The organism is Paraglaciecola sp. (assembly GCF_039942875.1).
In the GTDB taxonomy this organism is placed as follows: domain Bacteria; phylum Pseudomonadota; class Gammaproteobacteria; order Enterobacterales; family Alteromonadaceae; genus Paraglaciecola.
The window spans coordinates 94,429-112,548 of sequence record NZ_JBDVBQ010000026.1; the positions used below are offsets into that span (position 1 = coordinate 94,429).

Genomic DNA, 18,120 nt, shown 5'->3' on the forward strand with positions numbered 1-18,120 from the left:
AACGACAAGTGAACATGAAAAAATCACATTATTATCAAAGTCCACTCAAGTTTATAGCAATTATTTGCTTTACATTGACTTCTGTAGCGGCCGCACCAGAAAATAATTTAGCTAAACAACAGCTTATATTTCAAGCTGAACAATTCGTTTTGCAGAAATTATCTCCTAATCCATCGCATAAAATTGATGTTTCAGCTATGCCCATTGACGACCGAATAAATATTCCTCATTGCAGTTCAGGATTAGATTTTTCGGCTAGCCCAGAAGCATTGAAACAATCCAATATAACGGTTAAAGCCCAGTGCCCATCTAACAATTGGTACATATTTATGGTTGTTAAAGCACTGCAAACCCAATCGGTGGTTGTTTTTTCGAGTGCGGTCAGCCCAGGTACGATCCTTACTGCCAATAATGTTAATATAGTCAATATGGATGTGAAAAGGCTAAGAAGCTCGACTTTTTCTAAGGTTGAACAAGTCTTAGGCGCTCGTATTAAGCGCAGAGTCACTGCGGGTCGTCCTGTTGCCCCACATAACTTATGTTATGTGTGCAAAGGTGATAGTGTAGTTATTTCTGCCGGCTCAGAGAGTATGCGAGTTAAGACTAGCGGTATTGCATTGGAAGATGGTAAAATGGGTGACACAATCCAGGTTAAAAATAGTCGTTCAAGTAAGCGCATTCAAGCTAGAGTAACGAGTACTGGGCAAGTAGAAGTAAATATGTAGTTTAAATAAAGGCATATGCAACAAAGCTTTATGTAATTTATTAAATTATTTGCTTTTAATACTAAATTATTTAATGTCGCTGCCGATAAGATATTTGAGGTTTAAATTTAAGGTTTTGGATAGTCATCATGTCTATTAATAATGTAAACAACGGTAGCCCCAAAGCACCGATTGATAATCAAAAGTTAAGTCAGCAACAGCAAGCTTTAAATAACGATAAAGCACAGCTCGCTGATCCGCAAAAAAGTGCGGCTGCGCCCCGTCAAGACTCAGTATCACTGACATCTTCAGCGCAACAGCTTAATCAAGTTCAAAAGAAAGGCTCTGAAGCTCCGGTTAATCAGGAGAAAGTGGATAAGCTTAAGAAAGCCATTCAAAGTGGTGAATATACGGTTAATGCTGAAAGCTTAGCCAAAAAAATATCAGCACTTGAGTCAGAAATATTTGGTACTGATGCCTAATAAAAGCATAATGAATAATCACTTACACCTAGGTTATTCTTATGCTTGAATTAAAAAATACCATTACTGCGCAAAATACAAACCTCCAAGAACTGCAACAAATTCTGGAAACAGAGCTGCACCTTATTAGTAGCCGAGATGCTGAAGCCTTAATATCTCTCCTTAAAACTAAAGAGGCGTTATTAGTTAAGATCCAAGAGCAAGATCTCGCCATATCAAAAATATACAGTAGTGCTAGTCAAGAGTTAAAAGACAACCCAGAAATTATCTCCCTATTCGATGATGCAAAAGAATTAGTCAGTCAGTGTAAATTCCGAACCCAAATCAACCAAACAGCGGTTGAACAAGGCCAACTTAGACTTGAGCACCTGCGTAGCTTATTACTTGAGTCTAGGGCTAAAGAATCCATGACTTACGACAAGAGTGGCAAAACCCGTGGTGGCTCTGCAAGTGGCGGGATCAGCGCTTAATTAACTGTACAGCTAAGTTTTCCCAGCAACATCTTTTAAGCGCCAGTTCGAATTAAATAAAAAGTTAAAGAATTAGCTAGAAGCCTTTTGTTTGTATAGGGCTTTAATTTTAGCTAACACTGGGCCTGCTTTACCATCACCTATTTTCCTACCATCAATTTCAGTAACGGGGGTTTGACCCGCAAATGTCCCGGTAAGAAATGCCTCATCCGCTGAATAGGTTTCATACAAAGAATAATTTTTTAATTTAATAGGAATGCCATGTTCTTCACAGATTTCAATTACCTTTTTACGAGTAATACCATTCATACAATAATCACCAGATGAGGTCCAAAGCTCACCTTTACGCACAATGAAAAAGTTACATGAATTAGAGGTATTCACAAAACCATGAGGATCGAGCATTAATGCTTCATTCGCCCCTGCTTTCAAAGCGTGATTAAGGGCTGTTATACAGTTCAACTTGTTATGGCAATTCAATTTAGGGTCTTGGGTGGTGGGCAGGCCTCTAACAATAGGCACGGTATGTAAAGTTACGCCATTGTTAGCCGTTTCCAAGTTAATTATACTATGTTCAGCAATGACCACTATGGTAGAGCCAAAAATGCTTAAACGAGGGTCTTGGAAAGGTTTAGTCTTTTTACCCCGGCTCACCATTAAGCGCACATGTACATTATCTGTCATATTGTTAGCATCAAGGGTTTGCTGCAAAATGACTTTCATTTCATCGCGACTGACACCAATGTCTATGTCCAGAAAATAAGCCGACTCATATAAACGCTCTAAATGCTCATCAAGGAAAGCTAATTTCCCTTTGTACAAACGTAAACCTTCCCACACCCCATCACCTAATAAAAATCCACTATCGTAGACCGAAACTTTTGCATCTTCCTTGTCAACTAACTCTCCATTTACATAAATTTTTATATGCTCATTACGGGGATCATTTTCGCTATCATGAGTTGAAGGCACATATGCTACGTTTGTTGGTTTCACGTTTTTTCTCCACACTAAAAGGGTTGCTGTCACTAATACTCGGCAGCATTATTTACTTATTAAATATTGGGTATTTTCAGGCGTAGCTTCAATTACATTGCCGTCCCGCAAAATCAGAGACTTTTGCTGACACCAATTTTGAATTTCCGTCTCTGAGGCCTTAGGAATAAACCACCCAGTTAGGCCCCAAAATAAATTGATAAGAAAAGATATCCAGTTACAAAATGCGAAGGGTGCATAGAGCACAGTAGGAATACCTAAGGTGCCAGATACAAACACTGCTCCTGAATTCCATGGAATGAGCGGAGCGCTCATAGTGGCTCCATCTTCGAGTATTCTAGACACATTACAGCTTGAAAACCCCTGTCCTCTGAACGCTGGAGTAAACATTCGCCCTGGTATGGTATAAGCAATAAAAGCATTGCTGGCAAAGTTAAAACTTACAGTTGCAAACATAGTGGCAAATACCAAACCGATGCGTCCCTTAAGAAATGGCATCACACTAGATAGAATGGCATCAAAACATCCCGTTTTTTGCAATACTCCACCAAATGCCATTGCTATCATAATAAGAGTGATCACCCATGTCATAGACATGATCCCACCTTTAGATAACAAAGTATCAATGGCAGGGTTACCACTATCACTGACATAACCACTCATCATCACCTGTAAAATCTCGTTTACCGGCATCCCCTGTACAAAAAATGCAACTAAACTCGCCGTAAACACACCTAAAAACATACAAGGCATAGGCTCAACTTTTTTCCATATACATATACCTATCACCAAAGGCGGTAATAATACCCAAAGGTTTAATATAAAAGATTCAGACAATAATCTGTCTAGGGTTTCTACATTACCCAGTTCAGCTAAGGTACTCGTATAGGCGCTTCCTAAGTAGGTATAGATGATTAAAGAAATAACTAAAGCAGGAAAAGTAGTAGGCAACATATTGCGCATATGTGTGTAAAGGTTAGTGCCAGTGATGGCCGCTGTAAAATTGGTGGTATCAGACAAGGGAGACATTTTGTCTCCAAACCAAGCACCAGAGACAACCGCCCCTGCAGTAAAGTAACTGGGTATACCTAAGCTCTCACCTATCCCAAGTAGTGCTAAACCAATAGTGCCCACTGTGCCCCAAGAGGTTCCCGTAAAAACCGAGACAATGGCGCAAATAATACAAGTAAGAGGTAAAAAGCCAGCGGGTGTCAAAATTTCCAAGCCTACCTTAGTTAAAAACGGCACTGTACCGCTGGCAATCCAAGTACCTATAGTCATACCCACCACCATAAAAATGCCAAGCACAGGTAACGCTACTGAAACACTTGATAACATGCCCTGTTGTAAATCTGACCATTTATGGCCGTGTAAAATTCCAAAAATAGCGGTAATACCAATACCTAAGATAAGAGGAATGTGCGGAGCCCCTTTAAACACTAAAATTTGTACCATCAATATGGCTAGAGTGCTCATAATAGGTACTAACGCAACCTGCCAACTTGGCTGTCGAATTTCTTTCATCTGGTCATCACCTATCAATACTCAGTGGTAAAAGGATATCAGGATAAAAAACAATTGTCGACATAACTGTACACAACCACAATTATTGAGGTATAAAGGACACCAAGGTAGGGTTATTTACTAATTAATGGGGCAATCTTAGATGACTCGACTCAAAAACTACAATTCAGGTATGTTTGTTAGTGACTGTGTGGCGGGGTTAGTTACAGCAAGTATTGCCCTCCCCCAATCATTAGCTTACGCGCAACTTGCAGGGTTTCCCCCTGAATATGGCTTATACGCGGCTATTTTACCCCTGTTGATATATGCCTGTTTAGGAAGTAGTCGTACATTAGTGGTTGGCCCAGCGGCACTAATAAGTTTGTTAATAGGTTCATCCATTACCAAACTAGCACCACAAACCACACTAGAATATATAGGCCTAGGGGTTAACCTAACCATTTTAACAGGCATATTTTTATCACTACTGAGCTTATTACGGTTAGGAAGCTTAACCACCTTTATAAGCAAGCCGGTAATTAGTGGCTTTACTAGCGCATCTGCGATCATCATAGCTAGTAGTCAAATACCGGTAATTGTAGGTTTACAGCCTAATAGTGGATTATCCTTTAAAGATATTGCGATTTTTACTGCTACTCACTTAAATCAAGTTAACTCGGTAGTCATGACTTTAAGTATTCTAGGAATTATCTTACTTTGGTCTAGTAAATTGCTACTTCCTGCTTTACTAAAAAAACTACAGTTAACGGGCCCTATCGCATTAGCATTAAGTAAGTCTAGCCCAGTTATATTAGTCATCATTAGCATTATTTTAGTGACCCAATTCCACATGCAAGACAACTTCAATGTAGCGGTTATAGGTCAAATCCCTATCTCATTGCCCACTATTAATCTTGATATTTTGACCTTTGCTCACTGGCCTGAACTAGCCTTTCCAGCGGCATCTATTGCACTAATTTGTTTTTTAACCAGTATTGCCACTGGAGTAACACTTGCCAGTAAAAGACGTGAGAAGCTTAACTCAAATCAAGAGTTATTAGCTTTAGGAGCGGCCAATATTGGTTCGGCTCTAATAGGATCTTTTGCGTTGGCAGGCAGTGTCAGCCGCTCTATGGTGAACTATGCATCCGGTGCTGTTACCCAAGTAGCAAATCTAGTATCTGCTGCGGTATTAGTCATAAGTTTATTGTTTCTTACGCCATATCTAATTAGCCTCCCCAAGGCTATCTTAGGGGTAATCGTTATCATGTCTGTGTTGCCCATGATAGATTTTAAACATATTCGGCGCTGTTGGGCTTTTAACAAAGCCGATGCGATTAGTTTGCTATTTACCTTTCTAAGTTCGTTATTGTTAGGGGTAGAGATTGGAATTTGGGCGGGTATTGCCTGTTCAATGATATTGTTTATGCATCGAACCACTCATCCTCATATCGCAGAAGTTGGAAGGGCAGAAGGCGGTTATTTCAGGAACGTGAACCGCCTCAATGTAGAAACACAAAAACACAGCGTGTATTTAAGAATTGACGAAAATTTGTTTTTTGCCAACGTTCAATACATTGAAAACTATATTATGGAGCGATGTGAACAAAACCCAGACGTTAAGAATCTTATATTAATCTTTAGCTCGGTTAGCTCTATTGATGAAAGCGCCCTTGAGACCCTAGAAATCTTAATTTTGAACTTAAGAGAAGCTGGCATAACACTGCACTTGTCAGACGTGAAAGGCATTATTCAAGATAAATTAAAATTGACAGATATTTTGTTAACATTAGCCCCAGGGAAGTTATTTTTTACCGCCGATGAAGCGATGAACTATCTTGACAATAATAATAGGTAACTTAAAGGCTAGGTGCTACTGCTTATTAGCCGTAACCCCTTTATAATACCGAGAGAATATCTAAGACTTGTTAAACCATACTATGCCTAAAAGCCCCGCCCCAAATAGCAAAGTATCGAATGCTATTACCATTTACGAAACCATTAGAGAAGAAATACTCACCCTAGTATTAGCGCCTAGCAGTACCATAGACGAAAACAGCATGGCCAAGCGTTTTGAGGTCTCCCGCTCTCCAGTTAGAGAGGCATTTATACGTTTGGCAGCTGATGGCCTAATTAAAACTCTGCCGAATAAAAACTCTCAGGTTTCTCCTCTAGCCCTAGAAGACTTTCCTAATTTCATGGATGCGCTCGATTTAGTTCAAAGGGCCGTGACCCGGTTAGCAGCTGAGAACCGCACAGAATCAGACTTACAGCTAATAAAAGATAAAAACCAGAAGTTTAAGGAAGCAGTTCGCGCCCATGACGTGGTCGCAATGATTGACTGTAATCACGCATTTCACATGGCCGTAAGTGAAGCCTCACAAAACAGCTACTTTACTTTAATGTACAAACGACTATTGGATGAAGGAAAAAGGACATTAAGAATTTACTATCGCCTGTTTCACGACAGCCCTCCACCTGAGATGGTGGATAACCATGACTTGATCATCGACGCTATTGAAAACCAAGATAGTAACCTTGCAGACCAATTAGCCCAACAACATGCCAATCAATTAAGTGATGGGTTTATCACCTATTTGAGTAAACGGCAATCACAAAAAATACGACTAGATTAAAGCGAGACAGCACCAGTTAAGCTTAATAATAACGAACATCTTTAATTCGTTTGGGCCTAGCAGTAGATAAATAAATATCATTTACTAATTTAAAATCTAATTCTAATTCTGTCGCATAGGTATCGTTACCAACCGGGTAACTCTTAACCACCCTTGCGCCTCTAATTACTCCTTGAACTGAACTATCTAATTGGGTGTTCTCTAACACCAAACTTTGTAACGACTGATCACCGTCAAGTTTTTGTCCGTAAACTTGTTGAGTTAACTCTCGATAAGCATCCAACTTAGAGGCTTTGAGTGCCATTAGCATTTTCACTGAGTCATTTGCTCCACGCTGAGCAGAAATTGGTGCATAACCAATAGCAGAAATAACCGGGTAAGAGTCAGGCTCTATTGTTTCCCATTCCACGTGTTTACTAAACCAACTAGTACACCCCATTAAAAAAATAGGTAAAATTAAAATCCAGCTCTTTAAACTCTTTTGGAAATTTAACAACATTGGTTTACCGCCTACAATTAGTCTCGTATCAATTGTAAAGCAATAACCATACCCAAAACCAACCAGCTAAAAGTGTGTAAAAACTTGATAGGTACGATTTGTGCTTAATCCCAATTTAAAATTGAAACCTAATATTCCGACAGAATATTGTCTCTGTGGTTTTGCAAACACTTAACGGGTCAAAACATGCCAGCTGTGAAAAACCAAATTCTATTTCTAGTTATATTGGTAACTAGCCTCTCCACTCAAGCAACATGGTTTGAAGCAAGTGGCCAAGCCGTTATTCATGATGGCCAAAAGCAAGCAGCACGGCAACTCGCTACCCAAGAAGCCATCAAGCAAGCCCTGTTGTTTTCTGGCGCAGCAGTCAAAAATGTGCAAATCATGGCAAATGGGCTACTGCAAGATGACACCCTAGAAATCACCTCAGCCGGCGACATAAATCATATTGAGCTCATAAACGAGGTCTATCATCAAGACTATGTAACTGTGTCTATTCGTGCTGATATATTCCCAATTGAAGCTACCTGTGCCGCTTCAGACTACAAAAAAAGCATAGTCACCACTTGGTACGACTTTCAAAAGCGGCAACAAGCTGCAGCCGGCAACTTATATGATTTTGGAAAAGCCTTTGCCACCAGGCTGCAACTTGCGTCTCAAGAAAACACTCAATTTAGCTATATAAAGCAAATTGAACCCTATTACTTAAAGTCAGCCCCAAGTGAGCAAAAATCCTTTGCCTATGAATTATCTCGAAAAACCAACAGTCAATTTGTTATATTCGGCGAAATCAACGAGTTTTCAATTGAAACAGCGCCCACTCAAAGCTGGAACCCGTGGGCAGATGACAAAGTCACTCGTAATCTAGCCGTTACACTTACTATGTATGATGGATATTCTGGAGAAATGATCTATCAAAAGCATAAAACTATGAATGCATTATGGGATTTTGATTTGCATCAAAGTATTGATAGTAATAGCCACAAACTCTGGAACTCAAAATTTGGACTCGCTGCTCAAGAATTGCAACAGCAAAGCATCCAAGAAATCGAAGAAACCATCAGTTGCCAACCTGCATTTGGGAGAGTGATTAAGACTGGCGATGAAAGCCTTATTATCAATATTGGACTACAAAATGGTGTTAAAAAAGGTGATAAGCTCACCCTATTCAAAATGAATCAATATCATTCGCCACAAGGTGAGCAAGGTAGACAATTTCACCTTCACCCAGAAAAGGTCACAGTAGTTGAAGTGTTTACAGATACCGCTATAGTAAAATCACCAACAGGGGCACTACTGGTGAATATTCAAGCAAACGATTTTGCAGCAAGACAATAGCAGTTTAAATCCACTCAGGACTAAGACATAATGCATTGCTAACTGCGACGTCCCCGTAGTTTAATGGATAAAACAAGGCCCTCCTAAGGCTTAGATCTAGGTTCGATTCCTGGTGGGGACGCCATACTGCCCATATCATCATATATTTCAGTTAACTTAAAAGCACATAACTCTTTATAGATACAGATTTTCAGCCAAACCTATATAAATTAAAATTACCTATTTATAAATAATCGCGCTTATACAATAATTTCACTCGGTCCTTTTTACTGCTTTTATATAAACTTTATTCAATATCATTAGTCTGACAATACTGGGGCTAATAAAAACACTAAGGAAACTAATGACACGCTTGGTTGAGCGAACATGGATAACTAAAACCTTACTTACCCTTTTTTTGCTAATCATTTTAGTGATATGTGCGTTCATTTTCAGACGCCCTCTTGCGGTTAAAAGTATCGAATACTTTACCGACAGTCATAATGTAACCATTCAATGCTTAGAATTTTCATTCGCTTTACCTTTTAAACTGGAAGTTCAAGAAGCCTGTGTAAGCTCTCCTATGGGTGAGTTGTCGATTGAAAATATGACCTGGCAACTGTGGACTAATGATTTAGCTATTGAAGAAATACACATAAACCATATTAACGCCACAACGTCAGACATCAAGGCTTCTACAGAGCAGCAAGTCGAACACCTACCCTTACCTCAATCCTTGCCTTGGCTAAATATCTCAAGTTTATATATAAATTCTGACGTTTTAGTGCAGCCTATCAAATTAACTATTAAATCTGTCGCAGAAACAAAAGTTAAGATAACAGGAGATTTAAGCGCGACAATCCAAGTTAGCCCAAGCTATCTAACGACCGACATTGAATGGCGTTTATCTGACCTTAAAAAGTTTATTCCCCAGATACAGGAGTGGGTTAGAAGTGAACCCCAGCTATTTAAAAAAGCTGCATTAGAACAAGCTAAAATAAGCACTTTGCTAACCTTTGACGGGCAAACATTACACAGCCAAAACGCCTTAAACATATCCAGTAATATTGCTATTAAAAATTGCCCAATTGATGTCGTACTTGCGGGAACATTAATAACTGACATTAACCTCGTAGACTTTTCAGTTGAGATAGATTTCAATCAATTAACGAATCAAGTATCACTAGAAAACTGTTCATTTGTGCATAACTATTTAGCAGATGGTGACAGTCCACTGCTGTCGCTACTCATACCCACCCCACTCACCCTCAGCGGCAACGAAATCAAGATACCTAAATTGAGTATCATAGATTTACAAAGTACAAATGAAGTCGATATTTTTCGGGTACTTGAACTCGCTAACTTAAATTACAAAACAGCAGGGAATCTAGAGGTTGGCTATCAATTTACTCTCAAGCAACCGATTGAAAGCCAGACCACCAGCATGACAAACCTATCAGCAGAAATGGTAGATTTTCAAGGAGCGGGCAAGCTTATTGTTGATATATCAAACTTTAAGAACCCAAACGCTGAACACTCTCTAGAAATGAGCGGAAACATTCATATTTCACAGGCAAAGCTAGACACTATTAATATTGGCCAAACAAGAACTGATTTTGTTGTTAGTGGCAAACATTACAATGACTTACAGTTAAGCTTAGATAGCCATTTAGTCAAATTACAAGATACAGATTTCAATCTACAAAACTTCAGTAACCATCTAGATTTAAACATCACTGACCTCGATTCAATGAGTGTGACCGGTCACTCTAACCTTACAAATTTGGCGATTCAGAATATCAATTTTCAACCCATAAACATCACTCATTTAGCACAAGTAAATTTACAAAGAGAAGAACTCTCTAGCCAGCATTATGTGAACTTAGAGCAAGACTTTGTGCTCGAAGTTACCCAGCAACAAGCAAGGGTAAATATAAGTATAACGGAACAGGCTATATCAAGGTTAAAAAATACTCTAGACCAGATTATACATACACTAGAGTTTAACCAAGGTAAGCTTTCAGCTAGTATTGATATAACCTTACCTCAAGATTCACAAGAGTTGATGGCAAAAGGCCAGGCGAATATTCAAAACCTATCAGTCAAGTATCAAGACTACCTTGTAAATAATATTAATTACCTTACACCTATAACATACAATTCAGCGGGGCTTCAGTTGCCAAGCGCTAATCTATACATCGACTCAATTGATGTGGGCCTTGCAATCTCTGACATTACAGCCAATGTTAGTTCAAAAAATACTGTATTGGGGCTACAAAAAGTTAAAGGCAATATATTCGAGGGTGAGTTTTTAATACCAAATTTATGGTTAGATGGCCGAGAACAACAGTTTAATGTCAACCTAAGCAATATAAATTTAGCGGAGGTAATGGCCTTACAGCAACAACCCGGTATAAACATTACAGGTAAGGTAAATGGTATTTTACCTATAGCCATCAATCAACAAGGTCTCATGGTTAACAATGGTTGGTTGGCGAGTCTAACAGGAGGTAAATTAACCATTAACAATAACCCTTCATTTGATTCTATTAAGATGCAACAGCCTGAATTAGCACTTTTAGAAAACCTAGACTTTACACAACTCGAGAGCAAGGTTAAGTTCAACCCGGATGGGTGGGTGTTTTTTGACATTGCTTTAAAAGGTAATAATCCAGATAGAAACCAAAGTGTTAACTTTAACTATAGCCACGAAGAAAACTTATATTCATTGCTAGAGTCAATAAGACTGGTAAATGCAGTTGGCGATACTATTGAGAAAAAAATCAACCAAGGTGATAAAAAGTGAAAAAAACAGTTTTAGTGCTTATGGCTACGGGGTTTATAGGTGCGTGTACTCACACCGTACAAGTTGAAACCAAAGAGCCCATTACCATTAATATTAACGTCAAAATTGATCATGAAATACGCGTCAAAGTAGATAAAGAACTTGATGATGTATTCAGTGATGACAGCAGTTTGTTTTAGGCAACTTAGGAATAATTCTATGAAAACCAAAATATTTTTTAAATCTCTGATAATTATCAGCTTGCTATTTAGTAGCATCGCTTTTGCACTCAACCTAGGTCAAGCCAAACAAAAAGGGCTTGTGGGCGAAAAAGACAATGGTTACTTAGGCGTAGTGGTAGCATCAAATGATGTGCAGAGCCTAGTAAATGAGATTAACGCTAAACGCAAAACTGTGTATGCCAAGTTAGCAGCGAAAAACGGAATAACAGTTCAACAAGTAGAAAAACTTGCCGCTCAAAAAGCCTACGACAAAACCAGCTCGGGTCATTACCTGTGGACCAATGGTAAATGGGTCAAAAAGTAACTGTATCAAAGTTCATAGCAGGTCGTATTTGGTTCAATTGCTTTGGAATAAATACGACCTGCTCTCTTAGAGAAAACCAATCACTCATTAAACACGACTTTTACTCATTGTGTTTAAAGCGACTTAAACGCTGTCTTAACACCTTGTTTTCAGTCATTAACCCATCGTGCTCTTCTGTTAACTGTCATACTAATGGAATGGAAGACCAATCAATCGAAAGGTCATGTTGGATACGTGCAGCTTTTTAACTAGCGCCACAGTCGCCACAATAAACTGCCATTAATATCGAATCCCTATATTAATTCAAGTAATCTAGTTAGCTTATTAAAATTTGAACGTTTACCCTATCCCATTATTTATTCAGCTATGTATAATCTATTACCAACCTGCAAGCATAATAATAAAAGCGTAAGATGACCAACGAGACGAGAGGGGAGTTCCCCAAGATAACCTTAGATAAAGATGACCTAGATAGTTTTCATCGCAATAGGTCCAATGCTAAGAATAAAAACACAAAAAATTCTGAAGAAGGTCCCACTCACAAAGCACCATCTAATTCTCCTTCATGGTTGAGTTTTATATTTTTACTATTGGTAATTGCTGGAGGCTTTGGATATTGGTCATTTCTACAGTATCAAGTTTTGCAGCAATCACAAAACCGTATCACTGAGTTAGAAAACCGCTTATCTGCCACAGGTGAAAACATGGACCAATCTGCAGCAGCGTTACAAGTGAAAGTGGTTGAGTTAACCGCAAAAACAACTGAACTGTGGGAGCAAATGGATAAGCTTTGGGCTTCGGCTTGGCGTAAAAATCAAGCAGAAATAGGTTCGCTAAATAAATCAGTTGCTAGCTTACAAGCCTCCTCTCAAAAGCTAGATAAGCAACTTAAAAGCGATGCTGCCGACAATCAAACTACACTGGGGTTACTACAAGAGCAATTAGAAAACCAAGCTAGTTTAGTAAAACAGTTAAACATTGAACTCGATAATGTGAACTTGTCTGCCGCATCTACCGAGCAAGAGTTCGCAAGTTTAAAAGAAAAGATGATTTCTACGGCACTTGCCAATAATAACTTAACTAATCGTATTAATGATTTAAGCAATGAAATTGATATTCTAAACACAAGAGTACTGGCGGCTGAAAAGGCTAACCCTAACATTGGCAATATCGGAACACCTAAATCTTAAAATCTAAATTTAAGACAAAAAAATAGAGCGATAAAGGCTCTATTTTTTGTCTTTAAATCTTAAACAAATATTATTCAGCTGGTTTCTCAGCATCACGTTTTGCTGCAGACTCTTTAACCACTTGCTGTAATTCACCTTGTTGAGTCATTTCCATAATGATGTCACACCCGCCTACTAGCTCTCCATCTACCCACAGTTGTGGAAACGTTGGCCAATCTGCATATTTAGGTAACTCAGCTCGAATATCGGGGTTTTGCAAAATATCTACATAAGCAAACTGTTCACCACAACTCATAAGCGCTTGGGAGGCTTGGGCTGAAAAACCACAGTTTGGCAATTTAGGCGAGCCCTTCATGTATAACAAAATAGGGTTTTCTTCAATTTGTTGCTTAATTTTATCAATAGTTTCCATAGGCACTCTCGTCTGAATATTTAATGGCTTATATGGCGCTAAGTTTACAGTTTTCAAGGATTGATTAATAGCATTCTACTAGGCTATTGGGACAATCGTTAAAGTTTACATAATTAATGACTTGAAATACCAAGATAAAACGCAATATTCATTATACGAGATAAATAGTTTTAACAAATAACAAAGCAGTGCTTTTACATTAGCTAATAAAGTAATAGCATTTACCTATTCTAATTTTAGAAAACACCCATCACACATTTATGGAGAATTTAACATGGCTTTTGAATTACCCGCTCTTCCTTACGAAAAGAACGCCCTAGAACCACATATCTCTGCTGAAACGTTGGAATACCATTATGGTAAGCACCATGCAACTTATGTAACTAAGTTAAATGGCTTAGTAGAAGGTACTGATTTAGCAAATAAAAGCCTTGAAGAAATAGTGAAAGATTCTGAGGGTGGTGTATTCAATAACGCTGCTCAGATCTGGAACCATACTTTTTACTGGAATAGCTTAAGCCCAAATGGTGGCGGTGAACCAACTGGCGCACTTGCTGACGCAATCAATGCTAAATGGGGTTCTTTTGCAGACTTCCAAGCGGCACTTAATGACAAAGCAGTAAACAACTTCGGTTCAAGCTGGACTTGGTTAGTTAAAACAGCAGACGGTAGCCTAGATATTGTTAACACTAGCAATGCAGCTACGCCTCTGACTGATAGCAGCCTTACTCCTCTACTTACAGTAGATTTGTGGGAACACGCATATTACATCGATTATCGTAATGTTCGTCCTAAGTACCTTGAAGGCTTTTGGGCTCTAGCTAACTGGGATTTTGCTACGGCAAACTTTGCTTAATAGCTAATCATCAAAATAGTAAATAGAAGCCCTGTTGAACAGGGCTTTTTTTTTGGTATTTTTCAGCAGACAATATCACTTATTGAATAAGGCGTGTTCCGTAAACAAGGCATGACCAATAAACATGGCAGAACAACAAAAAAACAACCCTTTGCATGGCTTGACCTTGCAAACTATTCTGGAAACCCTAGAAAACCAACTAGGTTTTGAAAAAATGGGGCAACAGGTAAAAATTAAGTGTTTTACCTCCGAGCCGTCTATTAAATCTAGTTTGAAGTTTTTAAGAAAAACGCCTTGGGCCAGAGAAAAGGTAGAGCAGCTTTATCTATCTACCATTAACAGACAAGAACCGTCTCAAAACAACGATTCTAGGGATTTTGTATGGCCAGATATCACCAATAAACCTGAATAAGTTCAGAGTTAATCTCTCCCAATTATCAAATAATAGGAATTTTTATGAGTAAGTCCTTAGACAGACTTTTTTCTACTTTCAATATGAAAAGTCTATCTCTAGAAAACAGAATAGCCATGGCGCCAATGACACGCAGCTTTTCTCCTGATGGCATTCCCACTCAAGAAGTAGCGGGTTATTACCGTCGCCGTGCAGAAGGGGGGACAGGGTTACTGATAACCGAGGGCACAACCATTAACGATCCTGTGGCGACTATGGATGGCAATGTTCCTAAAATTCATGGGGCTGAGTCTTTAGCTGGCTGGAAACATGTTGTAGATGAAGTACACGCGGTTGGTGGAAAAATCATGCCGCAACTTTGGCATGTTGGTATGGCTCGTAACCCAGAAAAAGCCCCTTTTCCTGAGTTACCAAGCGCGGGGCCTTCAGGGCTATTATCGCCTGGTAAAAAGGTAGCTGAACCTATGACAGTTGAACATATTGAAAGTGTTATAGCTGGTTTTGCTCAAGCCGCTTCAGATGCTAAAGAGTTAGGGTTTGATGGCATTGAAATTCACGGTGCTCATGGATATTTAATTGATCAGTTTTTCTGGGAAGGAACCAATCAGCGCACCGATGAGTGGGGCGGGAATATGGAAAACCGTGGCCGCTTTGCAGTCGAAATAATTAAAGCTATTCGAGCTGCTGTTGGTGAAAACTATCCTATTATGTTGCGTTACTCTCAATGGAAACAACAAGATTACACAGCTCGCTTAGCTGAGACTCCCGAGCAACTAGAAGAATTTTTAATGCCGTTAAGCGATGCAGGCGTAGACATATTCCATTGCTCTACCAGACGATACTGGGAGCCAGAGTTTGAAAGCTCTGATTTAAATCTTGCAGGATGGACCAAGAAAATCACAGGAAAACCCACTATGACTGTAGGGTCTGTAGGCCTAAACGATGATTTTTTTGGGGCTTTTGCTGGTAAAGACTCAAGTACACGCTCAATCGATGACTTAATAGGCAGACTTGATAAAGGTGAGTTTGATTTGGTAGCGGTGGGCCGTGCTTTATTACAAGATCCAGATTGGTCTAATAAAATTCGTGACGGAAAAATGGATAAACTAGAACAATATTCAGGTGAGGCGTTAAAAACCTTATCTTAGGTAGCCTTACACTTTTGTAAAAACAATAAGGCTAAGCAGTTAACTGCTTAGCCTTACTTAAACGGCTTATAACTCTGCTGCTAACCTTGTACCTTGGTTAATAGCGCGCTTTGCATCAAGCTCTGAAGCTAACTCAGCGCCACCAACTAAGTGATAAGGTAAAGTTAAACCTTCAACCAACTCAACCAGTGACTCTTGTCCAGCACAGACAATGACATTATCGACATCTAAAACTTGTACTTGGTCGTTGACTTTAATATGCAAGCCTTCGTCATCAATTTTTAAGTATTCTACCCCTGCTAGCATACTCACACCTTTACTGAGTAAACCCGCTCGGTGTGCCCAACCTGTGGTTTTGCCAAGCCCAGCTCCGACTTTAGTTTCCTTACGTTGCAGTAAATAGATTTGGCGTGGTGAAGAAGTAGGAGCAGCTTTAATACCTTCAATACCACCACGAGAGCCAAAGGTCATATCTATTCCCCACTCTTTCATAAAGGCAGGAATATTTAAACTAGTGGACTCTCCTGCGTGAGATAGATATTCAGATACATCAAAACCAATACCACCAGCCCCAATTATTGCAACTTTATTCCCCACGGGCTTTTTGTTAGCGATAACATCTATGTACCCCAACACCTTATTGTGCTCGATACCGTCAATAGGCGGCCTTCTTGGCTTGATACCCGTCGCTAAAATAACATCATCAAAACCAGCATTGTTAAGGGTACTAACATCGACCCGAGTATTCAGATTAACAGTAACATTGTGCAGCTCTAACTGGCGGGAGAAGTAACGTATAGTTTCGTAGAACTCTTCTTTACCCGGAATTTGTTTCGCAATATTGAATTGCCCGCCTACTTCAGAAGACGCTTCGAATAAAGTGACTTTGTGACCTCGCTGAGCCGCGGTAGTTGCAGCTGCTAAACCTGCTGGACCAGCTCCAACAACGGCAATATTTTTAATAGTGGTGGCAGGCTCGATAATAAGCTCGGTCTCATGACATGCCCTTGGGTTAACTAAACAACTTGTCATTTTTCCAACAAACACATGATCTAAACACGCTTGATTACACCCGATACAGGTGTTGATTTCGTCTGCTCTGTCTTCTGCAGCTTTAATTACAAAATCAGGATCAGCCAAAAATGGCCTTGCCATGGAGACCATATCGGCATCACCTCGAGCTAACACTTGCTCCGCCACATCTGGCGTGTTGATACGGTTTGAGGTAATAACAGGTATAGACAAAGCTTCTTTAAACTTGGCCGTTACCCAAGTAAAAGCTGCTCTAGGAACTTTGGTGGCAATAGTAGGAATGCGGGCCTCATGCCAACCAATTCCGGTATTGATAATAGTTGCCCCCACTTTCTCTATGGCTTGCCCTAATTCTACAACTTCTTCGTAGCTCGATCCGCCTTCTACTAAGTCGAGCATCGACAGGCGATAAATAATAATAAATTGTTCACCAACAGCCTCACGTACTCGACGCACCACGTCTAAAGGCAAACGAATACGATTTTGGTAACTTCCCCCCCATTCATCGTCTCTGTGGTTAGTTCGAGCAGCGATAAATTGGTTTAAAAAATATCCTTCAGAGCCCATTATTTCTACACCATCGTAGCCGGCTTTTTGAGCTTGTAACGCAGTATTTATAAAATCTTCAATTTGCTTTTCAATACCATCGCTATCCAGAGCCTTAGGTTTGAAAGGGTTAATAGGTGCTTGAACAGCAGAGGGTGCCACTAAAGCTGGATTGTAGGCGTAACGCCCTGTGTGCAAAATCTGCATACAGATTTTTCCGCCATGCTCGTGCACCGCATCGGTGATCATTTTATGCTGCGCCACAGCCTCATCAGTATCTAACCTGTGAGTATCTTTATGGGTGGCACCTTCGTCATTGGGGCCAATACCACCGGTCACGATCAGCCCAACCCCACCTTTTGCCCGCTCTGCAAAATACGCCGCCATACGAACGTGGCCATTAGGTGCTTCTTCAAGGCCAGTATGCATCGAACCCATTAACACACGATTTTTTAATTGGGTGAAGCCTAAATCTAAAGGTTTCAACAAATTTGGATATTTAGCTAACCCTTTATTGGTGCTTTGCTCTGAGTGAGTAGTATTCATGAGTATTATACTCCTATAATAATTGGGTGATTAAATCAGG

The 18,120-nt window shown here is 39.6% G+C and carries 18 protein-coding genes and 1 tRNA gene; 14 read left to right on the forward strand and 5 right to left on the reverse strand.

The features are described 5' to 3' along the window. Positions 1-14: 14 nt before the first annotated feature. The 3 genes from flgA to flgN all read left to right on the forward strand — a co-directional run bounded on the left by flgA (position 15) and on the right by flgN (position 1,656). The gene (flgA, locus tag ABJE44_RS08705; RefSeq protein WP_348111651.1) at positions 15-725 is read left to right on the forward strand and encodes a flagellar basal body P-ring formation chaperone FlgA; all 711 of its coding nucleotides are present in this window, start codon (positions 15-17) and stop codon (positions 723-725) included. A 128-nt stretch (positions 726-853) separates the two neighbouring features. Then, positions 854-1,186, forward strand: coding sequence for a flagellar biosynthesis anti-sigma factor FlgM (flgM, locus tag ABJE44_RS08710; RefSeq protein ID WP_348111652.1), 333 nt, complete (start codon positions 854-856; stop codon positions 1,184-1,186). A 41-nt stretch (positions 1,187-1,227) separates the two neighbouring features. Next, positions 1,228-1,656, forward strand: a complete 429-nt coding sequence (gene flgN, locus ABJE44_RS08715) for a flagellar export chaperone FlgN (RefSeq protein ID WP_348111653.1) — start codon at positions 1,228-1,230, stop codon at positions 1,654-1,656. 72 nt (positions 1,657-1,728) lie between these two features. Here the strand turns inward: flgN and ABJE44_RS08720 are convergent, their stop codons facing one another. Further along, the gene (locus ABJE44_RS08720; RefSeq protein ID WP_348111654.1) at positions 1,729-2,652 is read right to left on the reverse strand and encodes an aminotransferase class IV; all 924 of its coding nucleotides are present in this window, start codon (positions 2,650-2,652) and stop codon (positions 1,729-1,731) included. A 48-nt stretch (positions 2,653-2,700) separates the two neighbouring features. Next, positions 2,701-4,176, reverse strand: coding sequence for a Na+/H+ antiporter NhaC (gene nhaC / locus ABJE44_RS08725; RefSeq protein ID WP_348111655.1), 1,476 nt, complete (start codon positions 4,174-4,176; stop codon positions 2,701-2,703). A gap of 142 nt (positions 4,177-4,318) precedes the next feature. On the opposite strand from nhaC, the gene sulP reads away from it, so the two are divergent. After that, the gene (gene sulP, locus ABJE44_RS08730; RefSeq protein WP_348111657.1) at positions 4,319-6,013 is read left to right on the forward strand and encodes a sulfate permease; all 1,695 of its coding nucleotides are present in this window, start codon (positions 4,319-4,321) and stop codon (positions 6,011-6,013) included. A 67-nt stretch (positions 6,014-6,080) separates the two neighbouring features. Further along, positions 6,081-6,791: a GntR family transcriptional regulator gene (locus tag ABJE44_RS08735; RefSeq protein ID WP_348111658.1), complete on the forward strand. Its 711-nt coding sequence runs from the start codon at positions 6,081-6,083 to the stop codon at positions 6,789-6,791. Between the two features lie 22 nt (positions 6,792-6,813). Here the strand turns inward: ABJE44_RS08735 and ABJE44_RS08740 are convergent, their stop codons facing one another. Continuing rightward, complete coding sequence (locus ABJE44_RS08740) at positions 6,814-7,290, reverse strand: LPP20 family lipoprotein (RefSeq protein ID WP_348111659.1); 477 nt, start codon at positions 7,288-7,290, stop codon at positions 6,814-6,816. A gap of 186 nt (positions 7,291-7,476) precedes the next feature. Between ABJE44_RS08740 and ABJE44_RS08745 the strand changes: the two genes are divergently transcribed. The 6 genes from ABJE44_RS08745 (at position 7,477) to ABJE44_RS08770 (ending at position 13,128) form a co-directional block, all read left to right on the forward strand. Then, entirely contained in the window at positions 7,477-8,628 is a 1,152-nt protein-coding gene (locus ABJE44_RS08745; protein ID WP_348111660.1) for a flagellar assembly protein T N-terminal domain-containing protein, read from the forward strand. A 49-nt stretch (positions 8,629-8,677) separates the two neighbouring features. After that, positions 8,678-8,752, forward strand: a tRNA-Arg gene (locus ABJE44_RS08750). 219 nt (positions 8,753-8,971) lie between these two features. Further along, positions 8,972-11,413 (forward strand): YdbH domain-containing protein, encoded by a 2,442-nt coding sequence (locus ABJE44_RS08755; RefSeq protein WP_348111661.1) that lies wholly within the window; start codon positions 8,972-8,974, stop codon positions 11,411-11,413. A 20-nt stretch (positions 11,414-11,433) separates the two neighbouring features. Next, positions 11,434-11,592: a YnbE family lipoprotein gene (locus ABJE44_RS08760; protein ID WP_348111960.1), complete on the forward strand. Its 159-nt coding sequence runs from the start codon at positions 11,434-11,436 to the stop codon at positions 11,590-11,592. 19 nt (positions 11,593-11,611) lie between these two features. Next, positions 11,612-11,938 (forward strand): YdbL family protein, encoded by a 327-nt coding sequence (locus ABJE44_RS08765; protein WP_348111662.1) that lies wholly within the window; start codon positions 11,612-11,614, stop codon positions 11,936-11,938. A 413-nt stretch (positions 11,939-12,351) separates the two neighbouring features. Continuing rightward, entirely contained in the window at positions 12,352-13,128 is a 777-nt protein-coding gene (locus ABJE44_RS08770) for a hypothetical protein (protein ID WP_348111664.1), read from the forward strand. A gap of 70 nt (positions 13,129-13,198) precedes the next feature. Here ABJE44_RS08770 and ABJE44_RS08775 read toward each other — a convergent pair whose 3' ends face one another. Continuing rightward, positions 13,199-13,540 (reverse strand): Grx4 family monothiol glutaredoxin, encoded by a 342-nt coding sequence (locus ABJE44_RS08775; RefSeq protein WP_348111665.1) that lies wholly within the window; start codon positions 13,538-13,540, stop codon positions 13,199-13,201. A 274-nt stretch (positions 13,541-13,814) separates the two neighbouring features. On the opposite strand from ABJE44_RS08775, the gene ABJE44_RS08780 reads away from it, so the two are divergent. The 3 genes from ABJE44_RS08780 to ABJE44_RS08790 all read left to right on the forward strand — a co-directional run bounded on the left by ABJE44_RS08780 (position 13,815) and on the right by ABJE44_RS08790 (position 15,956). After that, on the forward strand, positions 13,815-14,396 hold the full coding sequence (locus tag ABJE44_RS08780; RefSeq protein ID WP_348111666.1) for a Fe-Mn family superoxide dismutase: 582 nt from the start codon (positions 13,815-13,817) through the stop codon (positions 14,394-14,396). A 124-nt stretch (positions 14,397-14,520) separates the two neighbouring features. After that, the gene (locus ABJE44_RS08785) at positions 14,521-14,808 is read left to right on the forward strand and encodes a VF530 family protein (protein WP_348111667.1); all 288 of its coding nucleotides are present in this window, start codon (positions 14,521-14,523) and stop codon (positions 14,806-14,808) included. Positions 14,809-14,852: 44 nt separating this feature from the next. Beyond that, entirely contained in the window at positions 14,853-15,956 is a 1,104-nt protein-coding gene (locus tag ABJE44_RS08790) for an NADH:flavin oxidoreductase (protein WP_348111668.1), read from the forward strand. Positions 15,957-16,022: 66 nt separating this feature from the next. Here ABJE44_RS08790 and ABJE44_RS08795 read toward each other — a convergent pair whose 3' ends face one another. Further along, positions 16,023-18,080: an NADPH-dependent 2,4-dienoyl-CoA reductase gene (locus ABJE44_RS08795; RefSeq protein ID WP_348111669.1), complete on the reverse strand. Its 2,058-nt coding sequence runs from the start codon at positions 18,078-18,080 to the stop codon at positions 16,023-16,025. Positions 18,081-18,120 lie beyond the last annotated feature (40 nt).

Excerpts from the sequence above, each read along its gene's own strand:
- flgA (WP_348111651.1), top strand. The coding sequence starts at position 15 with ATGAAAAAATCACATTATTATCAAAGTCCACTCAAGTTTATAGCAATT.
- flgM (WP_348111652.1), top strand. The coding sequence starts at position 854 with ATGTCTATTAATAATGTAAACAACGGTAGCCCCAAAGCACCGATTGAT.
- flgN (WP_348111653.1), top strand. The coding sequence starts at position 1,228 with ATGCTTGAATTAAAAAATACCATTACTGCGCAAAATACAAACCTCCAA.
- nhaC (WP_348111655.1), bottom strand. The coding sequence starts at position 4,176 with ATGAAAGAAATTCGACAGCCAAGTTGGCAGGTTGCGTTAGTACCTATT.
- sulP (WP_348111657.1), top strand. The coding sequence starts at position 4,319 with ATGACTCGACTCAAAAACTACAATTCAGGTATGTTTGTTAGTGACTGT.
- ABJE44_RS08740 (WP_348111659.1), bottom strand. The coding sequence starts at position 7,290 with ATGTTGTTAAATTTCCAAAAGAGTTTAAAGAGCTGGATTTTAATTTTA.
- ABJE44_RS08745 (WP_348111660.1), top strand. The coding sequence starts at position 7,477 with ATGCCAGCTGTGAAAAACCAAATTCTATTTCTAGTTATATTGGTAACT.
- ABJE44_RS08755 (WP_348111661.1), top strand. The coding sequence starts at position 8,972 with ATGACACGCTTGGTTGAGCGAACATGGATAACTAAAACCTTACTTACC.
- ABJE44_RS08760 (WP_348111960.1), top strand. The coding sequence starts at position 11,434 with ATGGCTACGGGGTTTATAGGTGCGTGTACTCACACCGTACAAGTTGAA.
- ABJE44_RS08765 (WP_348111662.1), top strand. The coding sequence starts at position 11,612 with ATGAAAACCAAAATATTTTTTAAATCTCTGATAATTATCAGCTTGCTA.
- ABJE44_RS08770 (WP_348111664.1), top strand. The coding sequence starts at position 12,352 with ATGACCAACGAGACGAGAGGGGAGTTCCCCAAGATAACCTTAGATAAA.
- ABJE44_RS08775 (WP_348111665.1), bottom strand. The coding sequence starts at position 13,540 with ATGGAAACTATTGATAAAATTAAGCAACAAATTGAAGAAAACCCTATT.
- ABJE44_RS08780 (WP_348111666.1), top strand. The coding sequence starts at position 13,815 with ATGGCTTTTGAATTACCCGCTCTTCCTTACGAAAAGAACGCCCTAGAA.
- ABJE44_RS08785 (WP_348111667.1), top strand. The coding sequence starts at position 14,521 with ATGGCAGAACAACAAAAAAACAACCCTTTGCATGGCTTGACCTTGCAA.
- ABJE44_RS08790 (WP_348111668.1), top strand. The coding sequence starts at position 14,853 with ATGAGTAAGTCCTTAGACAGACTTTTTTCTACTTTCAATATGAAAAGT.
- ABJE44_RS08795 (WP_348111669.1), bottom strand. The coding sequence starts at position 18,080 with ATGAATACTACTCACTCAGAGCAAAGCACCAATAAAGGGTTAGCTAAA.